General features: G+C 71.1%; 15 protein-coding genes. 11 read left to right on the top strand and 4 right to left on the bottom strand.

Going from position 1 to position 19,150, the window contains the following annotated elements; all coding sequences use genetic code 11:
- Positions 1–103: 103 nt before the first annotated feature.
- The gene (locus tag ASG28_RS14800) at positions 104–1,465 is read left to right on the top strand and encodes a homoserine dehydrogenase (RefSeq protein WP_055977837.1); all 1,362 of its coding nucleotides are present in this window, start codon (positions 104–106) and stop codon (positions 1,463–1,465) included.
- A 112-nt stretch (positions 1,466–1,577) separates the two neighbouring features.
- On the top strand, positions 1,578–2,933 hold the full coding sequence (locus ASG28_RS14795) for an SLC13 family permease (protein WP_055977835.1): 1,356 nt from the start codon (positions 1,578–1,580) through the stop codon (positions 2,931–2,933).
- Positions 2,934–3,239: 306 nt separating this feature from the next.
- Here the strand turns inward: ASG28_RS14795 and ASG28_RS14790 are convergent, their stop codons facing one another.
- The 3 genes from ASG28_RS14790 to ASG28_RS14780 are packed head-to-tail and all read right to left on the bottom strand — an operon-like array spanning position 3,240 to position 5,669.
- Positions 3,240–3,965 carry a hypothetical protein gene (locus ASG28_RS14790; RefSeq protein WP_055977830.1) on the bottom strand — a complete coding sequence of 242 codons (726 nt, stop codon included), beginning with the start codon at positions 3,963–3,965 and terminating at the stop codon, positions 3,240–3,242.
- Positions 3,962–4,603 carry a hypothetical protein gene (locus ASG28_RS16600; RefSeq protein ID WP_157485805.1) on the bottom strand — a complete coding sequence of 214 codons (642 nt, stop codon included), beginning with the start codon at positions 4,601–4,603 and terminating at the stop codon, positions 3,962–3,964. Before ASG28_RS16600 ends, ASG28_RS14790 begins: the two co-directional genes overlap by 4 nt.
- A gap of 58 nt (positions 4,604–4,661) precedes the next feature.
- The gene (locus ASG28_RS14780) at positions 4,662–5,669 is read right to left on the bottom strand and encodes a LacI family DNA-binding transcriptional regulator (RefSeq protein ID WP_055977823.1); all 1,008 of its coding nucleotides are present in this window, start codon (positions 5,667–5,669) and stop codon (positions 4,662–4,664) included.
- Between the two features lie 147 nt (positions 5,670–5,816).
- Between ASG28_RS14780 and ASG28_RS14775 the strand changes: the two genes are divergently transcribed.
- The 5 genes from ASG28_RS14775 (at position 5,817) to ASG28_RS14755 (ending at position 12,513) form a co-directional block, all read left to right on the top strand.
- On the top strand, positions 5,817–7,103 hold the full coding sequence (locus tag ASG28_RS14775) for an ABC transporter substrate-binding protein (RefSeq protein ID WP_055977820.1): 1,287 nt from the start codon (positions 5,817–5,819) through the stop codon (positions 7,101–7,103).
- Positions 7,104–7,113: 10 nt separating this feature from the next.
- Positions 7,114–8,148 (top strand): carbohydrate ABC transporter permease, encoded by a 1,035-nt coding sequence (locus ASG28_RS14770; RefSeq protein ID WP_055977817.1) that lies wholly within the window; start codon positions 7,114–7,116, stop codon positions 8,146–8,148.
- Entirely contained in the window at positions 8,145–9,050 is a 906-nt protein-coding gene (locus ASG28_RS14765) for a carbohydrate ABC transporter permease (RefSeq protein ID WP_054147387.1), read from the top strand. Before ASG28_RS14770 ends, ASG28_RS14765 begins: the two co-directional genes overlap by 4 nt.
- Before the next feature lie 41 nt (positions 9,051–9,091).
- Positions 9,092–11,431, top strand: coding sequence for a glycoside hydrolase family 3 N-terminal domain-containing protein (locus ASG28_RS14760; protein WP_055978145.1), 2,340 nt, complete (start codon positions 9,092–9,094; stop codon positions 11,429–11,431).
- Positions 11,432–11,727: 296 nt separating this feature from the next.
- Positions 11,728–12,513: an SDR family oxidoreductase gene (locus tag ASG28_RS14755; RefSeq protein WP_043597604.1), complete on the top strand. Its 786-nt coding sequence runs from the start codon at positions 11,728–11,730 to the stop codon at positions 12,511–12,513.
- A gap of 227 nt (positions 12,514–12,740) precedes the next feature.
- Here the strand turns inward: ASG28_RS14755 and ASG28_RS14750 are convergent, their stop codons facing one another.
- Positions 12,741–13,766, bottom strand: a complete 1,026-nt coding sequence (locus tag ASG28_RS14750; RefSeq protein WP_055977814.1) for a LacI family DNA-binding transcriptional regulator — start codon at positions 13,764–13,766, stop codon at positions 12,741–12,743.
- 175 nt (positions 13,767–13,941) lie between these two features.
- Between ASG28_RS14750 and ASG28_RS14745 the strand changes: the two genes are divergently transcribed.
- From ASG28_RS14745 to ASG28_RS14730, 4 genes are read left to right on the top strand one after another with little or no spacing between them, the layout of a single operon-like run.
- On the top strand, positions 13,942–15,198 hold the full coding sequence (locus ASG28_RS14745) for a sugar ABC transporter substrate-binding protein (protein WP_235477939.1): 1,257 nt from the start codon (positions 13,942–13,944) through the stop codon (positions 15,196–15,198).
- A gap of 19 nt (positions 15,199–15,217) precedes the next feature.
- Complete coding sequence (locus ASG28_RS14740; protein ID WP_082454791.1) at positions 15,218–16,204, top strand: carbohydrate ABC transporter permease; 987 nt, start codon at positions 15,218–15,220, stop codon at positions 16,202–16,204.
- The gene (locus ASG28_RS14735) at positions 16,201–17,079 is read left to right on the top strand and encodes a carbohydrate ABC transporter permease (RefSeq protein WP_082454790.1); all 879 of its coding nucleotides are present in this window, start codon (positions 16,201–16,203) and stop codon (positions 17,077–17,079) included. Before ASG28_RS14740 ends, ASG28_RS14735 begins: the two co-directional genes overlap by 4 nt.
- A 48-nt stretch (positions 17,080–17,127) precedes the next feature.
- Positions 17,128–19,080, top strand: coding sequence for a glycoside hydrolase family 127 protein (locus ASG28_RS14730; RefSeq protein ID WP_055977811.1), 1,953 nt, complete (start codon positions 17,128–17,130; stop codon positions 19,078–19,080).
- Positions 19,081–19,150 lie beyond the last annotated feature (70 nt).

The following is a 19,150-nucleotide window of genomic DNA, read 5'->3' as shown; positions in this document are numbered from 1 at the left end:
CTATGTGACTATTTGGTGCGATGTTTGACAATTTGATAAGTCTCGCTACAGTTGCCATGCTCGCCCGGGCCGCTCCTGGCCTCTTGAACGAACGGGAACAACGGTGATCCTCCACTCGACGACGTCTCGCGCGACTCCGGTCCGCGTCCTCCTCACCGGTGCGAACGGTGGGTACGGCCGCACGCTGCTCGACCAGCTGCGCCGTCTGCCCGACCTGACGGCCACGCAGCTCGTCGACCCCGACGTCGCCGGGGTGACGGCCATGCTCCACGAACTCGGCGTGCCCGCCTCGTCCGTCGCGACTCCGTCGACGGCAGCGGCCACCGCCGAGGCGGTGTCGGCCGGCTCGGTCGCCGTGATCGCCGACGCCTCGGCCGTCGACTGGGACGGTGTCGACGTCCTCGTCGAGGCCACCGGTCGCATCGAGGCCGGTCACCGCTATGCCGACACCGCTCTCGAGCGCGGCCTGCACGTCGTCATGGTCAGCAAGGAGGTCGAGTCCGTGGCCGGCGTGGCGTTGAGCGCCAAGGCCCGCGCAGCCGGCCTCCGCTACCTGCCCGGTGACGGCGACCAGCCCGCGAACCTGCTGCGTCTCGTCGCGTGGGTGCTCGAGTGCGGCTTCGACGTCGTGGCCCTCGGCAAGTCGGGTGAGTACGACCTCGCGTTCGACCCCGCCACGGGCGTCGTCGACCAGGCCGGCACGACCGTGGACGCTCCGGCCCTCGCGTCGTTGCTCGAGCTGGGCGACGACCCCCTGGCGACCGTCGAGGCGCGTGCCGCCGCGGTCGCCGGTCTCAAGCGGGCGGCGGCCGCCGACTCGTGCGAGATGAACGTCGTCTCGCTCTACACCGGCGCCCGCGCCGACGTCGAGGCCATGCACTACCCCGTCGCCCGCCCGGACGAGCTCGCCGACCTGTACACGGCACGCGAGGACGGCGGTCTGCTCGGCCGCACCGGCGTCGTCGACGTCTTCTCGATGCTCCGCCTGCCGGGCGAGGCCAGCTTCGCCGGCGGCGTCTTCGTGATCGTCCGCACCGGTGACCCCGTCACCTGGGAGACGCTGCGGGGCAAGGGACACGTCGTCAGCCGCGACGGTCGTCACGCCTGCATCTACTGGCCGTACCACTTCATGGGCGTCGAGACCCCGCTCAGCATCGTCGCCGCCGTCGACGGGACGTCGCGCCTGCCCGAGCCCCGGCAGCACACGGTCCTCGCGGCCCGGGCCGGCGAGGCCCTGTCGGCCGGCACCGCGTTCCGCGTCGAAGGCCACCACCACGAGATCGCCGGTGTCGCACCCGTGATCGTCGATCCCGAGGACGACGGGATCGCCCCCTACTACCTGCTCGGCGGCGCACGACTCGTGGCCGACGTGGCCCCCGGTGCCCTCGTGCGACTGGACGACCTCGCCGACGTGCCCGAGGCGGCGCTGGCGGCCTACCGGGCCGGGCTCGCGCTGGGTCGCTGACCCGCGCCTCCTCGGCTTTCCCTCCCCCCGACCCCGTGACACCCCGAACCAGGAGATCGACGACGATGCCCTTCACCCCCGACCCGACCGACCCGACCCCGGTGGCGACCTCATGAGCGTCGAGCTCGTCGCGCTGATCGTCCTCGTCGCCGTCTTCGCCCTCTCGGCGATCCGCAACGTGCACATGGGCGCCCTGGCGCTCGTCGCCGCCCTCCTGGTCGGCGTGCTCGTCGTCGGCGAGAGCCTCGACGACGTCCTCGGCGGCTTCCCGGTCGACGCCCTGCTGATCCTGCTCGGCATCACCTACCTGTTCGGCATCGCCCGCGAGACCGGCGTCGTGGACTGGCTGGTCGACCGCTCGGTCGGTCTGATCGGCGACCGCGTGGCGCTCATCCCCTGGGCGATGTTCGTCATCGGCACGCTCGTCGCGTGCCTCGGCACGTCGCACGCCGCCTTCACGATCGTGCCGATCGCGATGAGCCTGGCCCACAAGCACAAGATCCACTCGACGATGATGGGCATCGTCATGAGCTCGGCCATCGTGGGCGGTGCCCTGGCCCCGACGAGCATCAACGGCATCACGGTCATGACCGTGGCGCGTGCCTCGGGCATCCCCTACAACCCGGGTCTGATGTTCGGCCTCTCGGTCGGCGTGAACACGCTCGTCGTGCTGGTCGCGTTCTTCCTGTTCGGTGGTCGCGAGCTCATCGCCCGGACCCGGGCCGCGGGCGTCGCCCGGGCCACGGTGGCGGCCGGCGGCACCGGCGGAAGCGGCGGCACCTCCGTCACCGGTGGTGGGCACGGTCAGGGCGGCACCGCAGTCCTCACCGAGCCGGCCACCGCCACCCGACTCGGCGCCTACCAGCTCGTCGTGCTCGTGAGCATCCCGGTGCTGATCGTCGGCTTCTTCACGATCACGCTGCTCGACGTGGACCTCAACCTCGGTGCGGTCGCGCTGACGCTCGCCGTCTTCCTCGCCTTCCTCAAGCCCGACGTCGGTCGGGCGTCGCTGGCGCGCATCGACTGGAACACCATCCTGCTGCTCGGCGGCATCATCACCTACGTCGGCGTCCTGACGCGGCTCGGCGCCATCGACCAGCTCGGCGAGGTCGCCCGCTCGGTCTCGTCGCCGCTGCTCGCCGCGTTCGTCATCTGCGTGATCGCCGGCCTCGTGTCGGCCTTCGCCTCGACCATCGGCATCCTGGGCGCGCTCATCCCGCTCGCCGTGCCCCTGCTCGTCCCGGGCGGCGGACTCGAGATGACCGGCTTCATCTACGCCCTGGCGATCTCCGCCTCACTCGTCGACTGCGCCCCGTTCGGCACGACCGGCGCGACCATCGTCGCCTCGGGCGTCGAGGAGGACCGACCGCGCCTCTACCGCCACCTGACCCGATGGGGCCTCTCGATGGTGGTCATCGGACCGGTCGTCACGCTGCTGGCGTTCGTGGTGCCGTTCCTCTGGGCCTGATCGGTCGGGCCTGATCGGTCGGGCCTGACGGCCTCGAGGACGCAGGAGGCGCGGGTCGCGTGACCCGCGCCTCCTGCGTTTCCGTTTTTCTCGCGATGTCACCCAAACGGGGGAGGCGTGCTGCTCCGAAGACATGCCCGGGTGCCCCTGGGCGCCTCGTGCCCGACCGACCCCGTCGCGGCACGACGTCGGCGGCCCGAACCGCTGACACCGTCGGCGGCCCGAACCGCCGGCACCGTCGGGAGCCCGAACTCCCGGCACGGACTCTGGTGTCAAGGGCGACACCGGGGTCTGCGGGGGTCGAGGTCAGGTGCGGTCGAGAGCGAGCCGGAGTCGACGAGTCACACCCGGACCGCGCTCGAGTCCGGCCGTCAGGGTCGGACGGCGATCGAGGCGTGCCAGCGCGGAGAGCAGGCGACGCCTCTCGACGGCCGTCGCGCCGTCGCCGAGGCGGACGGTCCGGCCCACGGCCGTGCCGAGCAGGGCGATGTCGAGGAGATGGCGGTCGGGATTCGGGTCGTCGTTGACGAGAGCTGCCGCCTTGGCGAACAAGGCGCCTTGCAGCGTCGGTCTGAGAACCGTTCCGACGACACCGGCGACCTCGACCTGCACCGGCTCTGCCCGGTTCAACGCCCCTTGCGCGCCCGCGGACGCGATCGTCGTCCCACCCGAGGCACCTCGTCGGGAATCCGCTCGTTCGCCGAGGAAGCGCGGGATCAAGACGTCGATCTGCGCTCGGCCGTTCACCCATCGATGGTGGTGACCGGTCCACGACTCGCCGTTCGGCTCGTAGCCGAGGCCCGCGAGGCTGCTGGTGAAGTCGAAGAGCATCCGGGGATGTGCTCGGACGTCCAGCGCGGCGTCTGCGTCCTCGGTGGGACGGGACGCGGTGATCCCGTGCTCCCAGCACAACGAATGGACCATCTGGCCGCCCACGAGGCACCAACCGGTCGGCAGCCGCTGGTGGACGGCGAAGAGGGCATGCCAAGCGGCTGCCTGAGCCGGCGTCATGACGGGGGCGACGATCGTCATGTCAGGTGTTCGGCCACGAGTCGGCCGACCTGGGCCCTCTCGCGCGGCCCGGGACCCTGTGCGAGGTCCACGAGCAGGACCGCCAGCGGCACCGGATCACTCGGGCGGACGTCGTCGACGTGCAACAGGACGGTGGGCCGGTCGGAGGGTTCGAGGATGAAGTCGTCGAGCACGGCGTCGAGGTCGTCGGCGCCGATGTGGGCCTCGAGCATTCCGGCCGCTGCGATCCCGGCACGTGGGTCGCTGAACCCGGAGGGGACGACGCGGCCGTCGCCGGGGAGGTCGGCGACGTCGCTCGGGAGCCCGTCGAGTCGTAGGGGTCGCCGCGGTCGGAACCATGCCCAGATGAGATCGGCGGGGTCGGCGGCAGACCTCAACTCGTCGAGGTGCCTCGTGAGGCGCACTCTCTCGGTGGGCGTCAACCCGTCGTCGAGATCGTCGAGACGTGCGGACAGGGCCCTTTGCATGCGCAAACCGAGAGGGCGCCGAGCGACGGCCCGGTGTTCGAGTGAATCGTCGATCAGCCAACGCCCCGCGACCCGTCGCGCGGGTAGTGCGCCGCACGCCGCCTGCGCCTGGACGCGGCGGACCGAGAGGCCGTTCTTGGCGGCGTAGTCAGCGACACTCTGTTCGGGCATGCACACAAGGGTACGCCAGGACGTAGGGAAGTGTAAACAGGAAGCGGAGTCGCGGGCCTCACCCGCGCGGCGGCCCCGTCGTCCCGCGCACCACGAGCCGGGTCGGCAGCTGCACCTCGGGCGCGGCCGGCTCGCCGCCCTCGAGCATCGTGAAGAGCATGCCCGCCGCCGCGCTGCCGAGCCGCTGCATGGGCTGCTGCACGGTCGTCAACGGCGGCGACTCGCGCGACGCCTCGGGGATGTCGTCGAACCCGACGATGCTGAGGTCGTCGGGCACGCGCAGGCCGAGGTCGAGGGCGGTGCGCAGCAGGGCGATGGCCGAGAGGTCGTTGGCGGCGAAGACGGCGGTCGGCCGGTCGGCACTGGTGAGCAGGGAGCGGGCCGCCTGCCGCGAGGCCGTCAGTTCGAAGTCGCCGTTGCGGGTCAGGCCCGGGTCGCGTGTGATGCCGGCCGCCCGCAGCGCCTGCACGTAGCCCGCCTCGCGCAACGACGCCGACCGCAGGTCCGGGCGCCCGGCCAGGAAGCCGATGCGCCGGTGGCCCAGGCCGAGCAGGTGCTCGACGGCGAGCAACGCGCCGCCGCGGCTGTCGGCCTCGACCGACGGCAGGTCGGTGCGTCCGGTGTGCGGGTCGACGGCCACCACGGGGATGCTCGCGGCCGTCGTCAGCACGGACGGCGTGACGAGGATCGCGCCGTCGATCAGCGTGCCGCTCAACCGGCTGAGCGATCGACGTTCCCATCCGGTGTTCTCGCCACGGTGCGCCCCGCTGTAGGCCAGCAGGTCGTACTCGGCACCGCGTGACCGCACGGCCGCCCCGACCCCCTTGAGGACCTCCGAGCTGAACGGCTCGAAGTCGGCGACCAGCACCCCGATCACGCCGGTGCGGCGGGCCCGCATGCTGCTGGCCACCAGGCTCGACTCGTAGCCGAGCTCGTCGACCGCCGCCATGACGCGCTCGATCGCCTGGGCCGAGACGCCGTAGCGCCCGTTGACCGCCTTCGACACCGTCGCGACCGACACCCCGGCCGCCCGTGCCACGTCGTGGATCGTCACCCGTGCCGTCATCACGTCGGCAGCCTAGCCTGACGGAAATGGTTTTCGAAAACGTTTGACACCGCCCCGGACATTTTTGACACTGAGGCCATGCCGCGCATCGGAGCACGGCACGCTCGGCCGACCACGGCCGCTCAACGAAGAGGAAAAGGTGGAACCATGACCACATCTCGACGGCTCCTGGCCGGGTCGGCGGCCCTGCTGATCGGAGCGGGACTGCTGACCGGCTGCAGCACCGGGGGCGGAAGCGGGTCGGACGACGGCACGCTTACGCTCTGGCAGAACTCGACGACCGGCCCCGGCCAGGACTTCTGGACGGCGACCGCGGCCGACTTCGAGAAGGCCAACCCGGACGTGAAGATCGACGTCCAGACCGTGCAGAACGAGGACTTCGACAGCAAGCTCCAGACCGCCCTCAACTCGGGCGACGCCCCCGACGTGTTCCTCCAGCGGGGCGGCGGCAAGCTCCAGGCGATGGTCTCGGCCGGACAGGTCAAGGACCTCACCGACGTCATCTCGGACGACGCGAAGCAGGACATCAGCGAGGGCACCTTCGGGTCGGGTTCGGTCGACGGCAAGGTCTACTCGATGCCCGTCGCCGTCCTCCCCGGGGGCTTCTGGTACAGCCAGGACCTCTTCGACGCGGCCGGCATCACCGAGGCCCCGAAGACGATGGACGAGCTCGACGAGGCCGTCACCGCCCTCAAGGGCTCGGGCGTCTCGCCCGTCGCGCTCGGCGGCAAGGACGCCTGGCCCGCCGCGCACTGGTACTTCTTCTTCGCGCTCCGCTCGTGCAGCTCGGACGTGCTCGAGAAGGCCGCGACCGACCGCGACTTCAGCGACGACTGCTGGGTCAAGGCGGCCGAGGACCTCGCCGACTTCCGCGACACCGAGCCCTTCAACGACGGGTTCCTCACGACGGCCGCCCAGCAGGGTGCCGGCAGCTCGGCCGGTCTGATCGCCAACCACCAGGCGGGCATGGAGCTCATGGGTGCCTGGAACCCCGGCGTCATCGCCTCGCTCACGCCCGACCAGCAGCCGCTGGCCGACCTCGGCTGGTTCCCCTTCCCCGCCGTCGACGGCGGTGACGGCGAGGCCGGCGCCATCATGGGCGGGGTCGACGGGTACTCCTGCTCGGCCGGTGCGCCCGACTCGTGCGTCGACTTCCTGAACTACCTGGCGACCCCCGACGTGCAGACGGCGTACTACAAGGCCTTCAACGCGCCTCCCGTCAACACGGTCGCCCAGGAGGCCGTCACCGAGCCCTACCTGCAGGACGTGCTCAGCGCCTACAACGACGCCCCGTTCGTCTCGCAGTGGCTCGACACCGTCTACGGCCTGAACGTCGGCAACGCGATGAACGTCGCCGTGGTCGACCTGCTCTCGGGCGACGGCACGCCCCAGCAGTTCGTCGACGCCGTCGACGCCGCCGCCAAGAAGGCGTAGAGGTCGGATCGTGAGTCTCCGCGAACCCTCCGTGCGGCCCGCCGCACCCTCGCGGCCTCACGCCACCGCCGGGGGCGAGGCACTCGCCTCGCCCCCGGCGGCCTCCCGGGCCGTGTCCCGGAAGGGGCGTGGCGCCCGCGGCCTCGAGATCGCCCTGCTCGTCGGCCCCGCCCTCGTGGTGTTCCTGGCGTTCGTGGTCTTCCCGATCGTGATGGCCGCCTACTACGGCTTCTTCAGCTGGTCCGGCTTCGGCCCGCCGACCGACTTCGTCGGGTTCCGCAACTACGTCACGATCTTCCAGGACCCGACCTTCCTCGACGCGTTGCGGCACAACGCGACGATCGTCGTGCTCTCGCTCGTGCTGCAGGGCCCGGTCGCCATCGGACTCGCGTTGCTGCTCAACCGCAAGCTGCGCGGTCAATCGCTGATCCGCGTGCTGATCTTCGTGCCGTACGTCATCAGCGAGGTCGTCGTCGGCACGGGCTGGAGCCTCATGCTCCAGGGCAGCGGCGCCGTCAACGACCTGCTCACCAAGGTCGGCCTCGGCTCGCTCGCCACCGACTGGCTCGCAGACCCCAGCATCGCCATCTGGACGCTGCTGGTGATCATCACCTGGAAGTACGTCGGCTTCGCCGTCATCCTCTTCCTCGCCGGTCTGCAGGGCGTGCCCGAAGAGCTCAGCGAGGCCGCGGCCATCGACGGCGCGAGCTGGTGGCAGATCCAACGCCGCATCACGCTGCCGCTGCTCGGCCCGACCCTGCGCATCTGGGCGTTCCTGTCGATCATCGGCTCGCTGCAGCTGTTCGACCTCGTCTACATCATCTGGGGTCAGTACATCGCGGCGACCGCCGGCACCTCGACCATGGCGACCTACATGGTCGCGAACGGCCGCACCTCGGGCAGCTACGGCTACGGCAACGCCGTCGCGGTCGTGCTGTTCCTCATCTCGCTCGTCGTCGCCCTCGTCTACCAGCGCTACGTGCTGCGACGCGACACGGCCGGCGCCGTCACGACCTCGGCAACCACCGCAGGAGAAGAACGATGACCGCCTCGACCCTCACCGCGCCTCCTCGGGGCCGCGGGCCCGCCGCCACCGGCGACCGACCGCCCAAGCGCAGGAGGCGCGGCATCGCCGATCCCGGACGCGGCGTCGCGTACGTGGTCGCGGCGGTCGTCATCGTGGCGATGCTCGCGCCCGTCGCGTTCATCGTGATCGGCGGCTTCCGCACCAACGCGCAGATCACGACGGACCCGTCCGGGTTCCCCAGCCCGTGGCAGGTCGGCAACTACCTGGACGTCCTGACCGGCGGCACGTTCTGGCGACAGGTCGGCAACTCGCTGATCTCGGCCGGGGCGACCACCATCGGCACGGTCGCGCTCGGCCTGGCCGCCAGCTACGTGCTGGCCCGGTACCGCTTCGCCGGTCGCGGGGTGCTCTACGCGCTGTTCGCGGCAGGGCTGATGTTCCCGATGACCGTCGCGATCACGCCCCTGTACCTCGTCATCCGCGACCTCGGGCTGACGAACTCGCTGGCCGGCGTCATCTTGCCGCAGATCGCCTTCGCCCTGCCGACGACGATCATCATCCTCGTGCCGTTCCTCCGCGCGATCCCGGACGAGATCGAGGAGGCCGCGTTCATCGACGGCTGCAGCCGCCTCGGCTTCTTCTTCCGCATGGTGGTGCGGCTGTCGCTGCCCGGCGTGATCACCGTGGGCATCCTCGCGTTCATCGGCGCCTGGAACTCGTACCTGCTGCCGTTGTTCATCCTCAACGACCCGTCGACGTTCACGCTGCCGCTCGGCGTGCAGGCGTTCTCGTCGCAGTACTCGGTCGACACGGCCCGGGTGCTCGCCTTCACGGCGCTGTCGATGCTGCCCGCGTTGATCTTCTTCAGCCTCTTCGAACGCCGCATCGTCGGGGGGCTCACCGGGGCGGTCAAGGGATGACCGCCACCGACACCGTCACAGACCAGGAGGCGCGAGCCGACATGACCGACACCGCTCACCGACCGCAGGCCCTCACGGTCGGCGAACCCCGCGCCTCCGACCGGGTGGCGTCGCTGCTGGCCGAGATGACCCTCGACGAGAAGCTCGCCCAGTTGGTCGGCTGGTGGGTCGACCAGGGAGCCGAGAACGTCGCCCCGATGCAGGGCGAGATGGCGACGTCGGGCGACTACGTCGAGGCGACCCGGCACGGGCTCGGCCACCTGACGCGGGTCTACGGGACCAGGCCGGTGGACCCGGTCGAGCGCGCCTCCTGGTTGTGGCGCGAACAGCGCCGTCTGCGCGACGAGACCCGGCTGGGCATCCCCGCGCTGGTGCACGAGGAGTGCCTGACCGGACTCGCCGCCTGGCAGGCCGCGACGTTCCCGACGCCGCTCGCCTGGGGTGCCTCGTTCGACCCCGAGCTGGTCGAACGCATGGCCCGACTGATCGGCGGATCGATGCGCGACCTCGGCGTGCACCAGGGCCTCGCGCCCGTGCTCGACGTCATCCGCGACACCCGGTGGGGTCGGGTCGACGAGTGCATCGCCGAGGACCCCTACGTCGTCGGCACGATCGGCACCGCCTACGTGAAGGGGCTGCAGGCGGCCGGCGTGCACGCGACGCTCAAGCACTTCGTGGGCTACTCGACCTCGGCGGCGGGGCGCAACCACGCGCCGGCGCAGGTCGGGCCGCGATTCGTCGAGGACGTGCTGCTGCCGCCGTTCGAGATGGCCGTCCTCGACGGCGGGGTGCGGTCGGTGATGAACTCGTACGCCGAGATCGACGGGGTGCCGGTCGCCGGGACGCCGTCGTACCTGACCGACGTGCTGCGCCGGCGGTGGGGGTTCGACGGGGTCGTCGTGTCGGACTACTTCTCGGTGGCCTTCCTGCAGGTGATGCACGCGGTGGCGGCCGACCGGGGCGAGGCAGCGGCGCTGGCCCTCGAGGCCGGCATCGACGTCGAGCTGCCCACCGGTGACGCGTACCTCGAGCCCCTCGCCGAGCGCGTGCGTGCCGGAGAGGTCGACGAGGCGCTGGTCGACCGGGCGGTGCTGCGCGTGCTCGCCGAGAAAGAGGAGCTCGGGCTGCTCGACGAGACGTTCGAGACGCCGCCGCCGACCTCGATCGACCTCGACTCCGCCGAGCACCGGGCGGTCGCCCGTCGCCTCGCCGACGAGTCGGTCGTCGTGCTGACCAACGACGGGGTGCTGCCGCTGGTGCGGGGCGCCGCCGGCCCGGCCTCGGTCGCGGTGGTCGGCCCGAACGGCGACAGCGCCGAAGCCCTGATGGGTTGCTACTCGTTCGTCAACCACGTGCTGGCGCACCACCCCGGCGTGCCGCTCGGCATCGGGCTGCCGACCGTCGCCGAGTCCCTGCGCGCCGAGCTGTCCGCGGCCGACGTCGTGGTCGAGGCCGGGTGCGACGTCGAGGGCGACGACCGGTCACGGATCGCCGCCGCGGTCGACGCCGCCCGCGGTGCCGAGGTGGCCGTCGTGGTCGTCGGCGACCGGGCCGGCCTGTTCGGGCGGGGCACCGTCGGCGAGGGCAACGACGTCGAGAGCCTCGAGCTGCCCGGGGTGCAGCGCGAGCTCGTCGAGGCCGTCGTCGCCACGGGCACTCCCACCGTCATGGTCGTGCTCTCTGGGCGGCCGTACGCCATCGGCTGGGCGGTGTCGGGTGCGGGGGCGCCGGCCGCCGTCGTCCAGGCGTTCTTCCCGGGGGAGGAGGGCGGTGCCGCGGTCGCCGGCGTCCTGACCGGCAGCGTCGAGCCGTCCGGGCACCTGCCCGTGTCGTTGCCGCGCTCGGCCGGGGCGCAGCCGTTCTCGTACCTGCACCCGGTGCTCGGTGGCCCGTCGGAGGTGACGAGCGCCGACAGCACGCCCGTGCTGCCGTTCGGGCACGGGCTGTCGTACACCTCGTGGCGTCGCTCCGACCTGGTCGTCGACTCGGCCGAGGTGCCCGCGGGCGGCTCGTTCGTCGCGTCGGTGACGGTGGCCAACACGGGCGACCGCCCCGGCACCGACCTCGTGCAGCTCTACGCGCACGACGTCGTGGGCTCGGTCACCCGGCCCGTCGCGCAGCTGCTCGGCTACGCGCGCGTCGCGCTCGACCCCGGTCAGGAGGCGCGGGTCGTCTTCCGCGTCCCCACCACCCGTCTGGCGCTGACCGACCGGCAGCACCGACGGGTCGTCGAGCCCGGTGACGTCGAGCTCTGGGTCGGCGGCTCGTGCGCCGAACGCGAGACCGAGGCGGCGGTGCGCCTGACGGGCGACGTGTACCCCGTGACGATCGCCGACGAGCGGATCGTGGGCGTCGAGATCGGGACGCGCGCCGGGCGCTGACCCGCGCCTCCTCGGGTGGCCGGCCCGCGCCTCCTCGGGTCGCCGGCCCACGCCTCTTGCGCCCCGAACCCCGTTCACGAAGATGAACCCCGTTTTCTCGTGGTTCGTCTTCGTGAACGGGGTTCGTCGCGTCGCAGGAGGCGCGGCGCGGGACGGCAGGAGGCGCGGCGCGGCCGCCACGGTCAGGGCGCAGTAAGGCGACATGTGTAGCCTTACGGCGAGTCGCGCACGGTCGCGCGACCACTGGCCCGGCGCCGCGTCGGGCCTCACCGAACGAGAGAACCGGAGCCCGTCCCATGGAGCGTTTCACCGACAAGGTCGTCCTCATCACCGGCGGAGGGTCGGGCCTCGGCCGGGCCGCCGCCGTCCGCGTCGCGAGCGAGGGCGCGAAGCTCGCCCTCGTCGACGTCTCGGAGAAGGGCCTCGCCGACTCGCAGGCCGCCGTGCTCGAGGCCGTTCCCGGGGCCGAGGTGCTGACCGTCGTCGCCGACGTGTCGAGCGAGGACGACGTCGCGCGCTACGTGTCGGCGACGGTCGAGCGCTTCGGGCGCATCGACGCGTTCTTCAACAACGCCGGCATCGAGGGGAAGCAGAACCTCACCGAGCGGTTCGGCGCCGACGAGTTCGACAAGGTCGTCTCGATCAACCTGCGCGGGGTGTTCCTCGGTCTCGAGAAGGTGCTCGGCGTCATGCGTTCGCAGGGCGACGGCGGTGCCGTGGTCAACACCGCGAGCGTCGGCGGCATCCGCGGCGTCGGCAACCAGTCGGGCTACGCCGCGGCCAAGCACGGCGTCGTCGGTCTGACCCGCAACTCGGCCGTCGAGTACGGCGAGTTCGGCATCCGCGTCAACGCGATCGCCCCCGGCGCCATCTGGACGCCCATGGTCGAGGCCTCGATGCGTCAGATCGACGCCGAGAACCCTGAGAAGGCCGCCGAGCAGTTCATCCAGATCAACCCGACCAAGCGCTACGGCAAGGCCGACGAGATCGCCTCGGTCGTCGCCTTCCTTCTGTCGGACGACGCCACCTACGTCAACGCGGCCGTCGTGCCCATCGACGGCGGGCAGTCCGCGAAGTATTGAGGTACGCGCGGGGGCGTCGTGAGTCGCCGGCCCGCACCTCCGCCGGTCGCCGACCCGCGCCTCCTGCCGCCTCGCACCCGGTTCCGAACCATGCACCCCGTTCCTTCTGGGTGCATCGTTCGGAACCGGGTTCTTCGTCGCGCTGCAGGCCGGCAGGGGGCGGCACCGGGCCGGCAAGAAGGCCACCGGGCCGGCGCGGAGGTCCAGAGCAGGAGGCGCGCCGCGCGTCAGCCGGTCGACTCGCGTTCGTGCACGCGCACGGCTCCGTAGGTCACGCCCGCCGAGGTCGAGCCCCCGATCGCGTCGACCAGGTGCTGGGCGGCCGCCCGGCCGAGCTGTTCGAGGTTCATGTCCACGCTGGTCAGCGTCGGGCGTGACTCGCGGACGAGGACGTCCCAGTTGTCGAAGCCCATGACGGCGACGTCGCCCGGCACCGACCGGCCCTCGTCGCGCAGCGCGTCGAGCACGCCGCGGGCGATGTGGTCGCTGCCCGCGACGATCGCGTCGACGGTCTCGTCGCCCCGGACGAGGAGGCGCGCGCAGTCCCGCCCCCAGGCCTCGCCCCACTGCCCGTACAACGAGGCACCGCCGACGAGCTCGAGCCCGGCGGCCTGCGTGGCGGCCAGCACCCCCGCCGCCCGGTCGCGTGAGGCGGCGTACGACGACTCGCCGTTCACGAGCGCGATGCGCCGCCGACCCTTGGCGATGAGGTGCTCGGCGGCGAGACGGCCGGCCTGCACGTTGTCGGGGGTGAAGGACGCGTCGGTCGGGTCGGTCGACGGCGCGTAGACGTAGACCACCGGCACGTCGGCGAGGACGGGAGCCGGGGGGCGGGGGTTGGTGGTGCGGCCCACGATCAGGAGCCCGTCGACGCGTCGGGTGAGCAGGTTCTGCAGGTGCAACTGCTCACGCAGGGCGTCGTCGCGGGCGTCGGCCAGCAGCACCGAGAGCGACCCCGAGCCGAAGGCGTCCTCGGCGCCGAGCAGCACGGGCAGGACGAAACGGTTGTCGAGGTCGCTCGTGACCATGCCGATCGTGCCGGTGCGCTGGGAGTTGAGGGCCTGGGCGAAGAAGTTCGGGGTGAACGAGAGGGCGGCGGCGGCCTCTCGCACCTTGACGCGCGTGCTCTCGCGCACCTGGGCCCGCCCGTTGAGGGCCTTCGACGCGGTCGCCACCGAGACGCCGGCGGCCCGGGCCACGTCCGCGAGCGTGACGGGCGCCCCCGTCCCTCGACCACCGCTGCTCGTACCCATGTAGCGAAAATAGTTCACGAACGTGTTGACAAGCAACTGTGCCAAATGTAACTTTCAACCCGAAACCGGTTTCGGTTACAACTTCTCGACGACGAGACGGTCGCGCACCGGCATCCCCCTGCACCGCGCGGCGCTCTCCGAACGAGGAACCCGCAGCATTCAGAGAGGAATTCCTGTGATCTCGTTCATCTGCAGCAAGAAGACGGCCGTCGCCGTCGTGGGTCTGGCCGCCGTGTCGCTCGCCCTGACCGGGTGTGCCGGTGGCTCGTCGGGCGGCAGCAGCTCGGCCGCGTCGGGGACGTACACCTTCTGGGACCCGTACCCGCAGTTCGACGACTCGTCCGACTGGGCGAAGCTGGTGCAGGCCTGTGGCACCGAGGCCGGCGTCACCGTCGAACGCACCGGCTACGACACCTCCGACCTGACGAGCAAGGCCCTCCTCGCCGGCCAGCAGGGCAACTCGCCCGACCTGCTGCTCGTCGACAACCCCGTCGTCTCGACGCTGGCCGAGGCGGGCCTGCTGACCGACACCGACGAGACCGGTGCCGACACCTCGGACATCGAGCAGAACATCCTCGCGGCCGGACAGATCGACGGTGCGACGTACGGGGTGCCCATCGGCGCCAACACCCTGGCGCTGTACTACAACAAGACCGTCCTCGACGCGGCGGGCGTCGACCCCGCGTCGATCACCGACTGGGACACCCTGACCTCGGCCCTCGAGAAGGTCTCGGCCTCCGGCGGCAAGGGCATCACCTTCTCGGCCATCGGCACCGAAGAAGGAAGCTTCCAGTTCTTGCCCTGGTACTGGGGGTCCGGTGCCGAGCTGACCGACCTCTCGTCCGACGACGCCGTGTCGGCGCTCGACCTCTGGACCGGGTGGGTCGAGGACGGCTACGCCCCGAACTCGGTCATCGGCAACACGCAGACCACGAGCTGGCAGGAGTTCCTCACGGGGGAGTACGCCTTCGGCGAGAACGGCACCTGGCAACTGGCCGGCGTCAAGGACTCGGGCATCGACTACGGCATCATCTCGATCCCCGCGAAGGACGGAGGCGCGGCACCGGCCCCCACGGGCGGTGAGTTCCTGACGGTCCCCGTCCAGAGCGACGACGCCCGGTACGACGTCAGCGAGAAGATCCGGGCGTGCCTGACGAGCACCGACAACCTCGTGGCCACCGACACGACCCTGTCTTACGTCGCGCCGACGAAGGACGCGCAGGAGCAGCAGGTGCAGGCCGACCCCGACCTCGAACCGTGGGTCACCGCCGTCGGCGATGCCAAGGGGCGCACGAGCGACGATCTCGGCACCGAGTACCCGAAGATCTCGGAGCAGCTCTGGAAGGCCGTCCAGAACAGCCTCAGCGGGTCGTCGTCGGCCCAGGACGCCCTCGACGAGGCCCAGCAGGCCGCCGAGTCGGCCACGAAGTGACCGCCCGGGACGAGCGACCATGAGCACCGACATCCTCGAACGTCGTGAGGCCGTGCCCGACGGACGGTCGGGCGGGACGCACGTCCCGCCCGCCGGCCCCGGCCGCCCGAGGCGTCGCCGTCGCCCCGACGCGGGCCAGCTGACCGCCTGGGCCTTCATCGCCCCGGTCGTCCTCTACCTCGCGGTCTTCTACGCCTACCCGTTGATCCGCAACGTCGACCTGTCGGTCCGCGACTACACCGTGCGGTCGTTCATCGACGGCACGGCACCGTTCATCGGGTTCGAGAACTTCACCGACGTCTTCGCCAGCCCGACGTTCGGCCCGGCCCTCGTCAACACGCTGCTGTTCACGGGCGTCTCGATCGCGTTCCAGTTCTCGATCGGCATGGCACTCGCGGTCTTCTTCTTCCAGAGGTTCCCGCTGTCGTCGACGTTGCGCGCGTTGTTCCTCGTGCCGTGGCTGCTGCCGTTGATCGTCAGCGCGTCGACCTGGTCCTGGATGCTCAACAGCGAGAGCGGCGTCGTCAACTCGGTGATCGAGACCTTCGGCGGCAGCCAGGTCAACTGGCTCACCTCTCCGCAGTGGGCGTTGACGAGCGTGATCGTCGCCAACATCTGGATCGGCATCCCGTTCAACCTGGTCATCCTCTACAGCGGCCTGCAGAACATCTCGGGTGACCTCTACGAAGCGGCGGCGCTCGACGGCGCGAACGCCTGGCAGAAGTTCTGGCGCATCACGTTCCCGCTGCTGCGCCCGGTGTCGGCCATCACCATCCTGCTCGGCCTCGTCTACACGCTGAAGGTCTTCGACATCATCTGGATCATGACCCGGGGCGGCCCGGGCGACGCCTCGACCACCTTCGCCATCTGGTCGTACCAGTTGGGCTTCGGCTCGACCCTCCCGACCTTCGGCCCCGCGGCCGCCGTCGGCAACCTGCTGATCGTGCTGGCCCTGATCTGCGGATTCGTCTACCTGCGCGTGCAGAGGAAGCAGAGTCGGTCATGAGCGTCATCACCCGGAACCCCGCCCCGCGATCGGACGTGCGCCGCGCCTCCTCGCGGCGGGCCGGCCGGCGCAGCCTGGCCACGACCGTCCTCGGCGTCGTCTTCACGGCGATCATGTTGTTCCCCATCTACTGGATGATCAACGTCTCGCTGACGCCGACGGCGCAGATGCGGCAGAGCCCGCCGTCGTGGTTCCCGACGAATCCGACGCTCGACGGCTACGCGGCCGTCGTGTCCGAGCAGCTGCCCTACCTCGGCACGAGCCTGCTGGTCGGGCTCGGCACCGTCGTCGTGACGGTCGCCCTGTCGGCACCGGCCGCGTACTCGCTCGCCAAGCTGCGGCCCAAGGGGGGAGGCGCGCTCAGCTTCGTCCTGCTGGTCGCGCAGATGATCCCCCAGGTCATCATGGCGATGGGCTTCTACGCGATCTACCTCAACCTCGGCATCCTCAACGAGTGGTGGGGTCTCGTGATCGCCGACTCGACGCTCGCGGTGCCGTTCGGCGTGCTGATCTTCACCGCGTTCATGAGCGGCATCCCCGACGAGTTGCTGAGCGCCGCGAAGCTCGACGGGGCCGGCTCGTGGCGGACGTTCGTCTCGGTGGTGCTTCCGGTCAGCCGCAACTCGGCCGTCACCGTCGGGCTGTTCGCGTTCTTGTGGGCCTGGTCGGACTTCGTCTTCTCGTCGACGCTCAACAGCGGCGGCTCGGCCCAGACCATCACCCTCGGCATCTACCGCTACATCGGCAACAACAACCAGGAGTGGAACTCGATCATGGCGACCGCCGTGGTCGCGTCGATCCCCGCCACCGTCCTGCTCGTCGTCGCCCAGCGGTACGTCGCCGCCGGCGTCACCGCCGGTGCCGTCAAGGACTGAGCCGGCCTCCCCGAGCCGACAGCGCCTGGCCGACAGGACCGAACCGACATGACCACCACACATCCCGCGAGGAGCACGCCCGTGACCACCATCCACACCTCGACCGCACCGTTCTCGGGCCCGGTCCGGCCCGGCCGGTCGACCCTGACCCCGCTCGACTCGTCCGAGATCCGCCTGACCGGCGGGTACTGGGCCGAGAAGCAACGCCTGAACGCCGACGTCGTGCTGCGCCACTGCGAGGACTGGATGGAGCGCATCGGCTGGACGGGCAACTTCGACCGGGCCGCGTCCCATCAGGCCGGCTGGGTGCACGCCGGCATCGAGTTCGTCGACAGCGAGGTCTACAAGCTGCTCGAGGGCATGGCGTGGGAGCTCGGCCGATCGCACGACGCCGACCTCTCGTCGCGCTACGACCAGCTGGTGTACCGGGTCGCCTCGGCGCAGGACGACGACGGCTACCTGCACACCAGCTTCGGTCGTCCCTGGCAGCCCGCCCGCTACTCGAACCTCGAATGGGGCCACGAGCTCTACAGCTTCGGCCACCTCGTCCAGGCGGCCGTCGCGGCCGAGAGGACCGGCATCGAGAGCGCCCTGGTCGACGTCGCCCGCCGCCTGGCCGACCACCTCTGGGTCGAGTTCGGGCCCGACGGGCGGGTGGCGGTCTGCGGGCACCCCGAGATCGAGGTCGCGCTCGTCGAGTTCGGCCGCGCCCTCGACGAGCCCCGCTACGTCGAGCTCGCGCGCCTCTTCGTCGAGCGCCGCGGCCGCGGCCTGCTGGCGCCGATCGAGTACGGCCAGGAGTACTTCCAGGACGACGTGCCGGTGCGGGAGGCCGAGGTGCTGCGCGGGCACGCGGTGCGGGCGTTGTACCTGGCGGCCGGGGCCCTCGACGTGGCCGTCGAGACCGGCGACGACGAACTCGCCGACGCCGTCCGGCGGCAGTGGGAGGCGACCGTCGCGCGCCGCACGTACGTCACCGGCGGGATGGGCTCGCACCACCAGGACGAGGCGTACGGCGCCGACTTCGAGCTTCCGCCGGATCGCGCCTACTCGGAGACCTGCGCCGGCATCGCCTCGAACATGCTGTCGTGGCGCCTGCTGCTGCAGGACGGCGACCCGCGCTACGCGGACCTGATCGAACGCACGCTGTTCAACAACGTGATGGCCTCGCCCCGCGAGGACGGGCGTGCCTTCTTCTACACGAACACGTTGCACCAGCGCACCGACGGCGTCGCCCCCGACGAGGACGAGCTGAACGCCCGCGCCCTGTCGAGCCTCCGGGCGCCCTGGTTCGAGGTCTCGTGCTGCCCGACGAACGTCGCCCGCACGCTCGCGAGCGTCGAGTCGACCTTCGCGACCAAGACGCCGGCCGGGCTGCAGGTGCACCAGTACGGCGAGTTCGACGTCGACACCACCCTTTCCGACGGCACGCCGATCGCCCTGTCGGTGCGCAGCGGCTACCCCTACGACGGCGCGGTCCGCATCACCTGGCGCGACGACACGCGACGCGAGGTCGACCTCGACCTGCGCATTCCCTCGTGGGCGGGCTCGGCACGCATCGAGGCGCCCGGCCAGGCACCGTCCGTGCGGGACGGACGCTCGACGACCGTCCGGGGCCGGTTCGCGGCGGGCGACGTCGTCACGGTCGACCTGCCGATGCAGGCCCGGTGGAGCCTGCCCGACCCCCGGATCGACGCGGTGCGCGGCCAGGTCGCCGTTCAGCGCGGCCCGCTCGTGCTGGCGCTCGAGTCGACCGACCTGCCCGACGGCGACGTCAACGACGTGGTCGTCGACACCACGGTCGAACCGGTGACCACCGAGCGGGGTGCCACGGTCGAGGTGTCACGTCTGGCCGCGGCCACCGCCGACTGGCCGTACGGCGAGCCCGGCGACGCGACCGGCCCGCTCGGCGCGGTCGCCCTCGTGCCCTACGCCACCTGGGCGAACCGCGGGCCGTCGACCATGAGGGTCTGGCTGCCCGTTGCCCGGGTCGAGGGCTGACCCGCGCCTCCTGACGTCCCGCCCGTGAGGGCGGTGCGACCCGGTTCCATCCCTCGAAGAAAGCAAAGGA

Origin of the sequence: Frigoribacterium sp. Leaf415 (assembly GCF_001424645.1) — a bacterium.
Classification (GTDB): Bacteria; Actinomycetota; Actinomycetes; order Actinomycetales; family Microbacteriaceae; genus Frigoribacterium.
Note: the sequence above shows the minus strand (reverse complement) of the source record. Positions and strands in the feature narration are given on the sequence as shown.